Source organism: Oharaeibacter diazotrophicus, assembly GCF_004362745.1.
Lineage (GTDB): Bacteria > Pseudomonadota > Alphaproteobacteria > Rhizobiales > Pleomorphomonadaceae > Oharaeibacter > Oharaeibacter diazotrophicus.
Genome location: NZ_SNXY01000008.1, coordinates 554,630 through 567,889 on the forward strand (window position 1 = coordinate 554,630; position 13,260 = coordinate 567,889).

Consider the following 13,260-nt stretch of genomic DNA (forward strand, 5'->3'; position numbering starts at 1 on the left):
GCCGCGCGACACGCCGGAGACGATCCCGATGAGCTTCCTCGACCACGTCCGCCTGATGGCGAGCTACAACACCTGGATGAACGGCCGGATCCTCGACGCCGTCGCGCGGCTCGATCCGGACGCGCGCTGGGCCGACTGCGGCGCCTTCTTCGGCTCGGCGATGGGCACGCTGAACCACCTCGTGGTCGCCGACCTGATCTGGCTGCGCCGCATCGCCGGCCATCCGGCAGGGGCGCCGCTCGCCGGTGCCCTCGACGGCCTGCCGGTTCCGACGGCCCTCGCCGACGTCCTCTTCCGCGACCTCGCCGACCTCCGCGCCGCCCGCACGCGGATCGACGCGGCGATCGAGTCCTTCGCGGCGGCGCTGACCGAGGCGGACCTCGACGTCCCCCTTGCCTATCGCCGCGTCAGCGGCGAAGGTCACGTCAAGGCCCTCGGGCCCGTCCTGAGCCACGTCTTCAACCACCAGACCCACCACCGCGGACAGATCACGACCCTGCTCACCCAGGCCGGGATCGATCCGGGCGCGACGGACGTGATCCTGCTCGTGCCCGACGCCGACTGATCGGCCTGCCGCGCTCCGGAGCCTCCCCCGACATGCAGAAGCGGCGTCTCGGCCGATCCGGCCCGATGGTCTCGTCCATCACGCTCGGTACCATGACCTTCGGCGAACAGAACACGGAAGCCGAGGGCCACGCCCAGATGGACCGGGCGTTCGACGCCGGCGTCGACATCCTCGACGCCGCCGAGCTCTACCCGATCCCGCCGAAGCCGCAGACCACCGGGCGCACCGAGGAGATCGTCGGCAGCTGGATGAAGGCCCGCGGCAACCGCGACCGCGTCACCGTCGCCACCAAAGTGGTCGGGCGCACGGTGATGGACTGGTTCCGCGACGACGGCTCGCCCGGCCGGCTGATCCGCAGCCAGATCGTCGAGGCGGTCGAGAAGTCGCTGCGCCGGCTGCAAACCGACGTGATCGACCTCTACCAGGTGCACTGGCCCGACCGCGAGGTGCCGGGTTTCGGCTCCAACCCGACGCGCTGGGCCCGGGTCGAGCCGGCCTCGGACGAGACCGCGATCGAGGAGAGCGCCGCCGTGTTCGCCGACCTCGTGCGCGAGGGCAAGATCCGCTGGCTTGGTCTCTCCAACGAGAGCGCCTGGGGCACGATGCGCTGGATCGCCGCCGCCGAGAAGGGGATCGGGCCGCGCCCGATCGCGATCCAGAACGCCTACAGCCTCCTGAACCGCACCTACGAGGTGGCGCTGGCCGAGGTCGGCGAGCGCGAGGGCGTCGGCCTGCTCGCCTATTCGCCGCTCGCCCAGGGCTATCTCACCGGCAAATACGCCGGCGGCGCCCTGCCGGAAGGCAGCCGCAAGCGCCTGTTCGACCGGCTACAGCGCTACGAGAAGCCGGGCACCGCGGCGGCGGTCGACGCCTATGTCGGGCTCGCCCGCGACTTCGGGGTCGACCCGGCGACCTTTGCTGTCGCCTTCACGCTGAACCAGTCCTGCTGCACCTCCTCGATCATCGGGGCGACGACCCCGGCGCAGCTCGAGACCTGCCTCGCCGCGGCGCGGCTGGAATGGACGGCGGCGATGCAGCAGGCGGTCGACGCCGTGCACCAGCGGGTCGGCAACCCGGCGCCCTGACACCGCGCCGGACCGCCCGTCGCCGCCGAGAGGAGCGGTGGACATCGGCGGTGCCGGCGGCTACTCGGAGCGGCGCCGCCGCTCCGGGCGGTCCCGCCCGCCGGACCTTCCCCGCTCATGAAATCGCGTCTCGACGCCGCAACGCTCGCCCTCCTCGTCGTCTGCTGCGCGTCGTGGGGCCTCAACCAGACCGCCGTGAAGGTGACGCTCGCCGGGGTCGGTCCGGCGAGCCAGCTGGCGATCCGATCGGCGGTGGCGACGCTGCTGGTGCTGGCGTGGTGTCGCCTGCGCGGCATCCGGCTGTTCGAGCGCGACGGTACGCTCCGGCCGGGACTCCTGGTCGGCGCCGCCTTCGGCATCGAATTCGTGCTGCTGTTCGCCGGCCTGCAGTTCACCACCGCGTCGCGCTCGGCGATCCTGCTCTACCTCGGCCCGTTCCACGTCGCGGTCGGCGCACATCTCTGGCTCGGCGAACGGCTCGACGGCGGCCGGATCGCCGGCCTCGCGGTCGCCTTCGCCGGGGTGGTGCTGGTGTTCTCGACCGGCGGCGCGACCGCGGGACCCGACCACCTGCTCGGCGACGCCTTCAGCGTGCTCGCCTCGATCGCCTGGGCCGCCTGCACGCTGACGATCAAGCGCACCGCCCTCGCCGCGGCACCCGCGGAGAAGACGCTGCTCTACCAGCTCGCGGTCTCCGCCGTGATCGGCCTCGCGGTGGCGCTCGTCCTCGGCGAACCGGCGCCGACGCTGCCGACGCCGGTGGTCGGCTGGTCGCTGGTCTACCAGGGCGTCTGGATCAGCGCGGTCACCTACGTGATCTGGTTCCAGCTGGTGCGCACCCACCCGGCCGGCCTGCTCTCGGCCGCCACTTTCATGACGCCGGTGTTCGGCGTCGTCGGCGCGGTGCTGCTCCTCGGCGAGCCGGCGTCATGGCGGCTCGCCGGGGCGGTGGCGCTTGTCGCCGTCGGCATCCACCTCGTCAACCGGCCGCGCCGGATCGTCCCGGCGGCGTGACGGCGCGCGCGCGGCTTCAGGCGCCTTCCTCGGAGCGCCATTCGTCGATGGCGTCGAGGAAGTCGCGGGCGTAGCGCTTCAGCTTCTCCGCGCCGACGCCGTGGACCTCGGCCATCGCCTCGCGGGTCGCAGGCTTCAGCGCCACCATCGACCACAGCGCGGCGTCGCCGAACACCATGTAGGGCGGCACGGCCTGTTCGCGGGCGAGCGCGGCCCGGCGGGCGCGCAGCCGCTCGAACAGGCGGGCGTCCGCCGTGTCCGGCGCGGCGCGCTCGATGGCGGGGCCGCCGCGGCGGCCCATGGAACGCCGGGTCGGCTTCTCGGCGGCGTGACGCAGGGTGACTCGGGTCTCGCCCTTCAGAATCGGCCGCGCCGCCGCGGTGAGGCGGAGCGCACCGTAGGCGTCGTGGTCGACCTCGACGACGCCGGCGGAGACGAGCTGGCGCAGCACCGAGCCCCAGGCCTTGGCGTCCATGTCGGCGCCGACGCCGAAGGTGCGGATCTGGTCGTGCTGGAACTTGACCACCTTCTCGGTGCGTTTGCCGACGAGCACATCGACGACGTGGCCGGCGCCGAAGCGCTCGCCGGTGCGCAGGATCGCCGACATCGCCTTCTGCGCCGCCTCGGTGCCGTCCCAGCGCGCCACCGGGGTGACGCAGGTGTCGCAGTTCATGCAGCCGCCCTGATGGGCCTCGCCGAAATGGCGCAGGATGGTCTGGCGGCGGCAGTCGCAGGTCTCGCAGAGTGCGAGCAGGGCGTCGAGCTTGGCGCGCTCGACGCGCTTGACCGTCTCGGGCGCCTCGCCCTCCTCGATCATGCGGCGGCGGGTGACCACGTCCGACATGCCGAACAGCATGAAGGCCTCCGACGGCAGGCCGTCGCGGCCGGCGCGGCCAGTCTCCTGGTAGTAAGCCTCGATCGAGGACGGCAGGTCCATGTGGACGACGTAGCGCACGTCGGGCTTGTCGATGCCCATGCCGAAGGCGACGGTCGCGACGAGGCAGAGGCCGTCCTCCTTCAGGAAGGCGTCCTGGTTGGCGGCGCGCACGCCACGGTCGAGCCCGGCGTGGTAGGGCAGGGCGCGGATGCCACGGCCCTGCAGCCACTCCGCGGTCGTCTCCACCGACTTGCGCGACAGGCAGTAGACGATGCCGGATTCCTCGGGGTGCCGGGCGAGCACGTCGAGCAGCTGGCGGCGCGGCTCGGTGCGGTCGGCGATGGTGTAGGCGATGTTCGGCCGGTCGAAGGACGACAGGAAGATGCGCGCGTCGTCGAGACGCAGCGAGCGGGCGATGTCCTCGCGTGTGCGCGGGTCGGCGGTGGCGGTGAGCGCGATCCGCGGCACGCCCGGGAAGCGCTCGGCGAGGAGGCCGAGGCCGGCGTATTCGGGCCGGAAGTCGTGGCCCCACTGGCTGACGCAGTGCGCCTCGTCGACCGCGAAAAGCGCGATCTCGAATTGCTCGAGCCAGTCGAGGAACTGCGGCATCAGGAGCCGCTCGGGGGTGACGTAGAGCAGGTCGAGCCGGCCGGCGCGCATCGCTTCGCGGGCGGCGCGGGCCTCGTCGGCGTCGAGCGTCGAGTTGAGGGCCGCGGCGGGGACGCCGGCCTGACGCAGCGCCTCGACCTGGTCGCGCATCAGCGCCACCAGCGGCGACACCACGATGCCGGTGCCGGGCCGGGCGATCGCCGGGATCTGGTAGCAGAGCGACTTGCCCTTGCCCGTCGGGAACAGCACCAGCGCGTCGCCGCCGCCGGCGACGTGGCGCACCACGTCCTCCTGCTGCGGACGGAAGGAGGGGAAGCCGAAGACGGCGCGCAGGATCTCGGCGGGGTCGCGCCCGCCGCCGGCCGCGGCGCTCACTCGAGCCCCGCGATGGCGCGGGCGAAGTCGCGCGCGGCGAAGGGCTCGAGGTCGTCGACGCTCTCGCCGACGCCGACGAAGTGGACGGGCAGGCCGAATTTCTGGGCGATCGCAACCAGGATGCCGCCGCGGGCGGTGCCGTCGAGCTTGGTCATGACGAGGCCGGTGACGCCGGCGGTCTTGCCGAAGACGTCGACCTGGTTGAGCGCGTTCTGGCCGGTGGTGGCGTCGAGCACCAGCAGCACCGAGTGCGGCGCGGTCGGGTCGACCTTGCGGATGACGCGGACGACCTTCTCGAGCTCGGCCATCAGCTCGGCCTTGTTCTGGAGCCGGCCGGCGGTGTCGATCATCAGCACGTCGCGGCCCTCGGCGCGCGCCTCCGTGAGGGCGTCGAAGGCGAGGCCGGCGGCGTCGGAGCCGACCGGGCGGGCGAGCACCGGCACGCCGGTGCGCTCGCCCCAGACCTTGAGCTGGTCGATGGCGGCGGCGCGGAAGGTGTCGCCGGCGGCGAGCATCACCGAGCGGCCCTCGGCGCGGTACTTGGCGGCGAGCTTGCCGATGGTGGTGGTCTTGCCCGAGCCGTTGACGCCGACCACCAGGATTACGTGCGGCTTCAGAGCGCCGTCGAGCACCAGCGGCGCGGCGACCGGGGCGAGCACCTTCTCGACCTCTTCGGCGAGCACGCCCTTGACCTCGGCGTCGGTGACGTCCTTGCCGTAGCGGCCGGCGGCGAGGCGCTTGGTGATCGCGGTCGCGGTGGCGACGCCGAGGTCGGCCTGGATCAGGACGTCCTCGAGCTCCTCGAGGGTCTCGTCGTCCAGCTTGCGCTTGGTGAAGATCGCGACGATGCCGGTGCCGATCGCCCCCGACGAGCGGGAGAGGCCGGCCTTCAGCTTCTGGAACCACGACTGCTTCGGCGCCGGAGCGGGCGGCGGCACGGGAGCGGGCTCGACGGCGCGGGCCGCCAAGGGTGCGGGGGGGAGAGGCGGCGTCGGCGCGGGGGCGGGCACGACGGGTTCCGCCGCGCGGGCCTCGGGTTCGCGCGGCGTCGCCACGATCGCGGGCGCGGCTTCGGCCGGCTCGGGGGCGGCCGGCGCGGGCTCGGCCGTCCGGGCTTCGACCGGCTCCGGTTCGGCCGGCTCCGGTTCGGCCGGGCGGACCGGTGCGCCGTCGATGCCGAAGCCGCCCGGCACCGGGGCGATCGAGGCGGGCAGCGCCGGTTCGGCGGCCGCGTCGGGCGCGGGCGCCGTCTTGCCGCCGAACAGGCGGCTGAAGAATCCGGGCTTCTTCTCTTCGGCCATCGGGCGTTCGATCCTGTCGTGTCGCGCCGGCGGCCGGTCAGGCCGCGCGGGCGGTGAGGGCGCGGGCGGTGTGGCCGGTGACGACGGCCGGGACGATCTCGCCGGGCGCGCCGCGGTCGATCTCGGTCAGGGTGAACTGTTCGGTGCGGCCGAGGCCGGCCTTCTCCACCAGCACGAGCCGGTGGCGGCCGGTCTCGGCGGCGAAGTGGCGGGCGAGGGCGGCGTCGCCCTTCTCGCGCAGGCGGGCGGCGCGTTCCTTCACCACCGTCTTGTCGACCTGGGGCATCCGCGCCGCCGGGGTGCCCGGGCGCGGCGAATAGGGGAAGACGTGGAGGTGGGTGAGGCCGCAGGCGTCGACGATGGCGAGCGAGCCGGCGAACATCGCCTCCGTCTCGGTCGGGAAGCCGGCGATGACGTCGGCGCCGAACACCATGTCCGGGCGCAGCCGCCGGGCCTCCTCGCAGAAGCGGATCGCGTCGGCCGAGAGGTGGCGCCGCTTCATCCGCTTCAGGATCAGGTCGTCGCCGTGCTGCAGCGACAGGTGCATGTGCGGCATCAGCCGCTCTTCCTCGGCGATCGCCCGCATCAGGTCGTCGTCGGCCTCGATCGAGTCGATCGAGGAGATCCTGAGGCGCTTCAGGTCGGGGATCTCGCGCAGGACGGTGCGGGCGAGCCGGCCGAGCGGCGGCCGTCCCGGCAGGTCGGCGCCGTAGGAGGTGAGGTCGACGCCGGTCAGCACGACCTCGGCGTAGCCGTTCTCGACGAGGCGGCGGATCTGGCCGACCACGTCGCCCATCGGCACCGAGCGCGAATTGCCCCGGCCGAACGGGATGATGCAGAAGGTGCAGCGGTGGTCGCAGCCGTTCTGGACCTGCACGAAGGCGCGGGCCCGCCCCTCGAAGCCGTCGACGAGATGCAGCGCGGTCTCGCGCACGCTCATGATGTCGTTGACCCGCGTCTTCTCCTCGGCGGAGACGCCGAAGTCGGGCAGGGCGCGGTAGGCGGCGGCGTCGGTCTTGTCGGCGTTGCCGACCACGAGGTCGACCTCGGCCATGGCGGCGAAGGCGGCGGGGTCGGTCTGGGCGGCGCAGCCGGTGACGACGATGCGCGCGCCCGGGTTGTCGCGGCGGGCGCGGCGGATCGCCTGACGGGCCTGGCGCACGGCCTCGCCGGTCACGGCGCAGGTGTTCACCAGCACCGCGTCGGTGAGGCCCGCCTCGGCGGCCTTCTGCTTCATCACCTCGGACTCGGCCGTGTTGAGGCGGCAGCCGAAGGTGATCACCTCGATCGCCATGGCGGGGATCCGTGCTCCCGTTCGCAGGGGTGGGTCGGGCGGTATATGGCGGAAACGGCCGCGGAATGCCAGAGTGGAGCGCTCCCGCGTGCGTCCGGCGGACCGTAAGGGGGCATGGGACGCCGGCCGGGGCCGGCGTCGCCGCGTTCCGGGGGGATCGTCACATGCACCGCATCGCCGCCACCGCCGTCGTCGCCATCGCCGCCGCGCTCGCGGCCCTGCCGGCCGTCGCCGGGCCGGTGCCGGATCCGCCGGTGTACTTCGGCGCCACGATGCAGCAGCGCTCCTACGCCTCGTGCACGCCCGCCAACGCCTGCTCCGTCGCCTTCTCGCCGGTGGCGGCGGGCCACCAGATGATGGTCACGGACGTCAGCTGCGACGCGCAGGTCTTCTCGTCGACCTTCTACGTGGTCCAGTCGCTGCTCCGCCTGACGAGCGCCGGCGGCGGGTCGTCGGGCCGTGCGGCCTACCTGACGCCGATCCAGATGGCTTCCACGGCCGGCATCAAGCACTATCGGCTGTCGGAGCCGGTCAAGCTGGTCGTCAACGCCGGCGAGACGCCGCAGCTGTCGATCGCGCTCAACGGCACCGCCTCCACCGTGATGCTCGACTGCACGCTCACCGCATCGGTGCGCTGAGACCCGCCCCGGTCGACACCGCGAACACGGCCGCCGGCACGGCGCCGTCGTATTCGTGTTCCGCCGGGCCGGTCATCAGGATGCGGTCGGCGTCGGTCCAGGTGATCACGAGATCGCCGCCGGGCAGCGACACCGTCACCGTCCGCCCGGTCCGACGCGTGCGCGCGGCCGAGACGGCGGCGGCACAGGCGGCCGAGCCGCAGGCGCGGGTCAGGCCGGCACCGCGCTCCCACACCTTCAGCGTCAGCGCGTCCGGGGCCGTGACGTGCGCCAGCGAGATGTTGGCGCGCTCGGGGAACAGCGGGTGGTTCTCGAGCATCGGCCCGATCCGGCCGAGGTCGAGTGCCTCGACGTCGTCGACCCAGAAGATCGCGTGGGGATTGCCGACGTTGACCACGGACGGCGAGTGCAGGATCGGCGCGTCGATCGGGCCGATCTGCAGTTCGATCGCGCGCGTGTCGTGGAACGGTTCGGCGAGCGGGATGTCGGCCCAGCCGAACTTCGGCGTGCCCATGTCGACGGTGACGGCGCCGTCGCCGGCGTCGGTGCAGACGAGCAGGCCGGCGCGGCTCTGGAGCAGGACGCGGCTCGCACCGGTGCGGGCGAACTCGCGGGCGGCGACGCAGCGCGTGCCGTTGCCGCAGGCGAAGGATTCCGAACCGTCGACGTTGAAGATCCGCATCGCCGCCGCGGTGCCGGGCGTCACCGGGTCGTAGAGCACCATCATCTGGTCGAACCAGCCGCCGGGCAGCGCCGCGATCGCGCGGGCGGCGGCGGCGTCGACCCGTTCGGGCCGGCCGCGCAGGTCGAGCACGACGATCTCGTTGCCGATGCCGTTCATCTTCACGAAGGAGAGGTCGCCGCCCATGTCGCCGCCGGATGTCGAGGTCGTCAGGTTTTCTTCTAACCGGTTTGCCGCGCCGCCAGAAGCCCGGCCGTCGCCGGTCGGTCCGTAAGGAGATGGTGCAACCCGGGCGGGCGCGCAACGACCGTTCCGGTCGGCCGGCTCCCGCCCCGGTGCGAAAACCCGAACCGAGGGAAGACCCATGACCCGCTCGACCACCGCGGCGCTCGCCGCCACCGTCCTCCTCGCCGCCGCCGGTTCCGCCGCGGCCGCCCCGACCATCGCCGGCGCCTACTACCAGGAACAGACGCTCAAGCTCTGCAGCGGCGTCTCCGCCTGCGAACTCATGTTCACCGCCGTTCCCGCCGGCAAGTCGCTGATCCTCACCGACGTCGCCTGCGTCGCCACGATGACGTCGTCGAGCACGCTGTCGGCCCTCTCGGTGTCCTCGCGCACCGCCGCCAACGTCCTGGTGGCGCGTACGAGCTACCCGACCGCCACCACGCTGTCGGTGGTCGGCGGCATCCGGCGCTACCAGGCCCAGGCCGAACTCACCCACATCGTCGCCGCACAGGAGAGGCCGCGCGTCTATGTGGAAGCGAATCCGGCGCCGGCGTCCTTCGTGGCGCAGTGCTCGATCTCCGGCCTGCTGCAGTGACGGTCGGGCCGCCGCCCTGCGGCGGCGATGCCTGATGCACCTGATCCACGGCCCCGGTTCTGCGACCGTTCTGAAACGAATGAAACGGAACCGGGCGCCGTGGTGTCCACGGGACGAAACGCGGGGCGCCTAGGGTTCTCTCACGGCCGGCCGAGACGGACCACGGGTCCCGGGGCCGGCGAACAGAACCCGCTTCGACACCCCGCACCACCCGGCGCCGGCCCGTCCGCCAGCGCCCCACCCGTTCCGAAGGACACGACCGTGACCATCGCCCGCACCACCTTCGCCGCCGCCCTCGCGACCCTCGCGCTCGGCATCGCCGTCCCCCACGCCTCCGCCGCCCCGATCGTCGTCGGTACCGACTACGCCGAGCGCTCGATGGGCAGCTGCCCCAACAAGGCGGAGTGCACCGTCACGTTCAGCGCCGTCCCGGCGGGCAAGTCGCTCGTCGTCACGGATGTCAGCTGCAGGGGGCAGATCCCGGTCAACAAGAAGCTCGTCAGTCTCCAGATGACCAGCGCTAAGCCGGACGGTTATTACAATTACATCGACAACGTCATCGAATTCAATACTCCGGTTCCGAACGGTCTCTACAACGCCTACCAGGGTCATCAGCAGATGCGCTTCGTGATCTTCGCGGGCGAGAAGCCGATCGTGACCAATCTCAGGGCCGATTTCGTCGGCGAGAATTTCCTCGTCTGCTCGATCGTCGGCATCCTGAAGTGAACTTCGACGCGGCGCGACCGGAGGGGTCGTGCCGCGTGCGGACGAAACACGCCGCGCCCGACCCGATGCACCGCCACGACGGACATCGATTTCCGGACCCGCCCGGTCCGATCCGCGAACCATCCGGCGCCAGCCGTCTCCGGCGCGCCCCCGAACATCCAGAGGACACCACCATGACCATCGCCCGCTCCGCCTTCGCCGCCGCCCTGGCCACGCTCGCCTTCGGCGCCGCCGTCCCCCACGCCTCCGCCGCCGCGACCATCGTGGGCAGCGACTACAACGACCGCGTCCTCGCCAACTGCTACGGCAAGGCCGAGTGCGCCGCTTCCTTCAGCGCCGTCCCGGCCGGCAAGACGCTCGTCGTCACCGACGCCAGCTGCCGGGGCTCCATGCCCAACGACCAGAAGCTGGTGTACCTGCAGCTGAACAGCCTCAAGGCCAACGGAAGCTACAACTACATCGACAGCGTCATCGCGTTCGGCAATCAGATCACGAACGGACTCGACAACACCTACCAGGCTCACCAGGAGATGCGCTTCGTGGTCTACGCCGGCGAAAAGCCGGTCGCGAGCACTCTCAAGGACAAGTCCGCCGGCAACAACTACATGGTCTGCTCGATCGTCGGCGTCCTGAAGTGACCTTCGGCGCGGCGCGGCCGAACGGGCCGCGCCGCGACGATCCGCGGTCGGCTCGACGTGCGACCGGTCGCGGCATCGGCGAGGGGAGGGGGCGCCGCCCGGTTCGGGTCGCGAGGGGAGCACCGACCAGACCGTAAGTGTCCGACGACACCGACGCGACGGACCGGAACCGGTCCGGCCTCGGCAACCGTCCGGCGCCGTCCGATCCCGGTGCGCCGCGCGACATTCGGAGCACGACATCATGACCATCGCCCGCGCCACCTTCGCCGCCGCCCTCGCGACCCTCGCGCTCGGCGCCGCCGTCCCCCACGCCTCCGCCACCCCGATCGTCGTCGGCAGCGACTATGCGGAACGCCTGCAGGGCAGCTGCTACGGCAAGGACCAGTGCGCCATCAACTTCAGCGCCATCCCGGCCGGCAAGACCCTCGTCGTCACCGACGTGAGCTGCAGCGGCCAGATGCCCTACGACCAGAATCTCGTCCTCCTGCAGCTGCTGAGCCTGAAGACCAACGGCACCTACGCCTTCCTCAACAGCATCATCGAGTTCGGCCCGCAGGTGGTGAACGGCCTCTACAACACGTTCCAGGCCCATCAGCAGATGCGCTACGTCGTCTACGCCGGCGAGAAGCCGGTGGTCGCCAACCTCAAGAACAAGTTCGTCGGCGAGAACTACTACAGCTGCTCCATCGTGGGCGTCCTGAAATGAGTTTCGTGGCGTCACTGCCGGACCGGCCGTGGCCCGCCGACCAAATCCGAGTAGGAAACGCCATGATCCGCAAGACCGTCCTCGCCGCGGCGCTCGCCGCTGCCTCCGTCGCCCCCGCCGCCGCCGCCCCGACCATCATCGGCGTCGAGTATCTCGAGCGCGTCTACGGCGGCTGCTACAACGCCTCCATGTGCGTCGTGAAGGGCACGGCGATCCCCGCCGGCAAGACGCTGTTCGTCACCGACGTCAGCTGCGTGGTCAAGATCGCGCCCGACCAGACCCTGTTGACGCTCGATCTCGCCAGCCGCAAGGCCGACGAAGCCTACACCGGCCTGTCGGCGGCGCTGCAGCCGCAGTACATGGGCATCACCTCGGTGCGCTACTATCAGGCTCACCAGCAGATGCGCTTCGTCGTGTTCCCCGGCGAGAAGCCGGTGATCGACGTGATCAAGAGCAAGGCACCCGGCGACAACTTCGCCGACTGCACCATCGTCGGCGTGCTGAAGTGAGCTTCGTGTGGCACGGCCGGACCGATCGTGCCGCGTCGACCGGAGCCGGGTAGGCAACGCCACGATCCGCAAGACTGTCGCAGCCGCGGCCACCGTCGCCTCGGCCGCCATGGCGCCGACCCGCGTCGATGTCGAGTATCCCGAGCGCATCTACGGCGGCGGCTGGAACGCCGGCATGTGCGTCTTCCAGGGCGCGGCCGTGTCCCGGCCGGCAAGACGCCGATCCTCACCGACGTCGCCTGCCTCGCCACGACGAGCACGCTGTCGACCGTCTCGGTGGCCGGCGCCAACGTGTTGGTTGCGCGCACCAGCTCCCCCAACGCCCCCGGTTCCAATCGTCGGCGGCACCCGCCGCCATCCGGCCGGGGCCGATCTCGCGCACATCGTAATCGGGCGGAGAAAGCCGCGCGTCTGCGCTGAGGCGAACCCGGCGCCGGCGTCCTTCGTGGCGCAATGCTCGATCTCAGGCCTGCCGCAGTGAGGATCGGGTTGCCGATCCCGCGGTGCCCGCGCCCGAAGCAGTTGCTCCAAGACCGCGGCTACGCACCCATGCGGCTACGCACCCATTCTGAAACGAATGAAACGGAGCCGGGCGCTGCGGCGTCCACGGGGCGAAACGGTGGCGGCCCAGGATTCTCTCACACCGGTCCGACACGGACCGAGAGTCCCCCGGGGCCGTCAGAGCGGACCGCATCCGCTCGACGACCCCGAACAGACGAACCGTGACCGGTCCGGCACCGGCATCGACGCAGCGCCATCCGGTCCTGCGCGCCCTACGACACCCGAAGGACAACGACCGTGACAATAACAGCCCGTGCCGCCCTCGCAGTCGCCCTCGCGCTCGGCGCCGCCGTTCCCCACGCCACTGCGGCGACCATCGCCGCCGGCTATTACATGGAACAGAGGGTCAACAGCTGCGCCCAGCGCGACTTGTGCTTCCTGAATTTCTCGGCCGTGCCGGCCGGCAAGACACTTATCCTGACCGACGTCAGCTGCACGGCGAGCGTCGGCAGCGGCTCGGTCCTGGTCGCGACGCAGGTGGCACGAAGCGGCGACGGCGATCATTCCGGACGGCGCCCGATCCCACCCGTGTTCACCTACCAAAACGGGCAGGATCGCAATTATCAGCTGCAGACCAAGACCATGCTGATCGTGCAGGCGGGGCAGGTTCCCTGGATTGCCACGAATTACAGCGCCAAGGCGAACAGCTTGATCGTGGACTGCACCATCGCCGGGGTGCTCAAGTAGTCGCCCTCGAGACGGAACCGACGTGAAGATCGCCGCGACGCACTCGCGATCTCCGATGCGGGAACCGTGACCGCGGGCCGGAGCCTGTCGGCCCTTCCCCGTGCATCCGTCGTCGGCCCCGCGGCATCCACGCCTCGACCGGCGGTATTCGACGGTCCCCAGATCACACCTTT

The 13,260-nt window shown here is 71.4% G+C and carries 14 protein-coding genes; 10 read left to right on the forward strand and 4 right to left on the reverse strand.

What is annotated here, in order from left to right; genetic code table 11:
• The first annotated feature begins 28 nt into the window (after nucleotides 1-28).
• The 3 genes from EDD54_RS14835 (at nucleotide 29) to EDD54_RS14845 (ending at nucleotide 2,664) form a co-directional block, all read left to right on the forward strand.
• Nucleotides 29-565, forward strand: a complete 537-nt coding sequence (locus tag EDD54_RS14835) for a DinB family protein (RefSeq protein ID WP_126540381.1) — start codon at nucleotides 29-31, stop codon at nucleotides 563-565.
• A 32-nt stretch (nucleotides 566-597) separates the two neighbouring features.
• The gene (locus EDD54_RS14840) at nucleotides 598-1,650 is read left to right on the forward strand and encodes an aldo/keto reductase (protein WP_126540382.1); all 1,053 of its coding nucleotides are present in this window, start codon (nucleotides 598-600) and stop codon (nucleotides 1,648-1,650) included.
• Nucleotides 1,651-1,767: 117 nt separating this feature from the next.
• A complete protein-coding gene (locus EDD54_RS14845; protein ID WP_126540383.1) occupies nucleotides 1,768-2,664 on the forward strand; it encodes a DMT family transporter in 897 nt (298 codons plus the stop codon).
• A gap of 16 nt (nucleotides 2,665-2,680) precedes the next feature.
• On the opposite strand, the gene recQ is transcribed toward EDD54_RS14845, so the two are convergent.
• From recQ to mtaB, 3 genes are read right to left on the reverse strand one after another with little or no spacing between them, the layout of a single operon-like run.
• Nucleotides 2,681-4,525 (reverse strand): DNA helicase RecQ, encoded by a 1,845-nt coding sequence (gene recQ, locus EDD54_RS14850; protein ID WP_126540384.1) that lies wholly within the window; start codon nucleotides 4,523-4,525, stop codon nucleotides 2,681-2,683.
• On the reverse strand, nucleotides 4,522-5,826 hold the full coding sequence (gene ftsY / locus EDD54_RS14855) for a signal recognition particle-docking protein FtsY (protein ID WP_133674011.1): 1,305 nt from the start codon (nucleotides 5,824-5,826) through the stop codon (nucleotides 4,522-4,524). The genes recQ and ftsY overlap by 4 nt, the downstream gene beginning before the upstream one ends.
• Before the next feature lie 37 nt (nucleotides 5,827-5,863).
• Complete coding sequence (gene mtaB / locus EDD54_RS14860; RefSeq protein WP_126540386.1) at nucleotides 5,864-7,120, reverse strand: tRNA (N(6)-L-threonylcarbamoyladenosine(37)-C(2))-methylthiotransferase MtaB; 1,257 nt, start codon at nucleotides 7,118-7,120, stop codon at nucleotides 5,864-5,866.
• Between the two features lie 164 nt (nucleotides 7,121-7,284).
• Between mtaB and EDD54_RS14865 the strand changes: the two genes are divergently transcribed.
• Nucleotides 7,285-7,758 (forward strand): hypothetical protein, encoded by a 474-nt coding sequence (locus EDD54_RS14865; protein ID WP_126540387.1) that lies wholly within the window; start codon nucleotides 7,285-7,287, stop codon nucleotides 7,756-7,758.
• On the opposite strand, the gene dapF is transcribed toward EDD54_RS14865, so the two are convergent.
• Nucleotides 7,739-8,626, reverse strand: a complete 888-nt coding sequence (gene dapF / locus EDD54_RS14870) for a diaminopimelate epimerase (RefSeq protein ID WP_126540388.1) — start codon at nucleotides 8,624-8,626, stop codon at nucleotides 7,739-7,741. The two genes, EDD54_RS14865 and dapF, sit on opposite strands and share 20 nt — an antisense overlap.
• Nucleotides 8,627-8,804: 178 nt before the next feature.
• Between dapF and EDD54_RS14875 the strand changes: the two genes are divergently transcribed.
• From EDD54_RS14875 to EDD54_RS14900, 6 genes are all read left to right on the forward strand, one after another.
• Nucleotides 8,805-9,260, forward strand: a complete 456-nt coding sequence (locus EDD54_RS14875) for a hypothetical protein (RefSeq protein WP_126540389.1) — start codon at nucleotides 8,805-8,807, stop codon at nucleotides 9,258-9,260.
• A gap of 261 nt (nucleotides 9,261-9,521) precedes the next feature.
• Nucleotides 9,522-9,986, forward strand: a complete 465-nt coding sequence (locus EDD54_RS14880) for a hypothetical protein (protein ID WP_126540390.1) — start codon at nucleotides 9,522-9,524, stop codon at nucleotides 9,984-9,986.
• Between the two features lie 173 nt (nucleotides 9,987-10,159).
• Nucleotides 10,160-10,624, forward strand: a complete 465-nt coding sequence (locus EDD54_RS14885) for a hypothetical protein (RefSeq protein WP_126540391.1) — start codon at nucleotides 10,160-10,162, stop codon at nucleotides 10,622-10,624.
• 241 nt (nucleotides 10,625-10,865) lie between these two features.
• Nucleotides 10,866-11,330 carry a hypothetical protein gene (locus EDD54_RS14890; RefSeq protein ID WP_126540392.1) on the forward strand — a complete coding sequence of 155 codons (465 nt, stop codon included), beginning with the start codon at nucleotides 10,866-10,868 and terminating at the stop codon, nucleotides 11,328-11,330.
• A 62-nt stretch (nucleotides 11,331-11,392) separates the two neighbouring features.
• Nucleotides 11,393-11,839 carry a hypothetical protein gene (locus EDD54_RS14895; RefSeq protein WP_126540393.1) on the forward strand — a complete coding sequence of 149 codons (447 nt, stop codon included), beginning with the start codon at nucleotides 11,393-11,395 and terminating at the stop codon, nucleotides 11,837-11,839.
• A 798-nt stretch (nucleotides 11,840-12,637) separates the two neighbouring features.
• Nucleotides 12,638-13,087 carry a hypothetical protein gene (locus EDD54_RS14900; protein ID WP_126540394.1) on the forward strand — a complete coding sequence of 150 codons (450 nt, stop codon included), beginning with the start codon at nucleotides 12,638-12,640 and terminating at the stop codon, nucleotides 13,085-13,087.
• The last annotated feature ends 173 nt before the right edge of the window (nucleotides 13,088-13,260 follow it).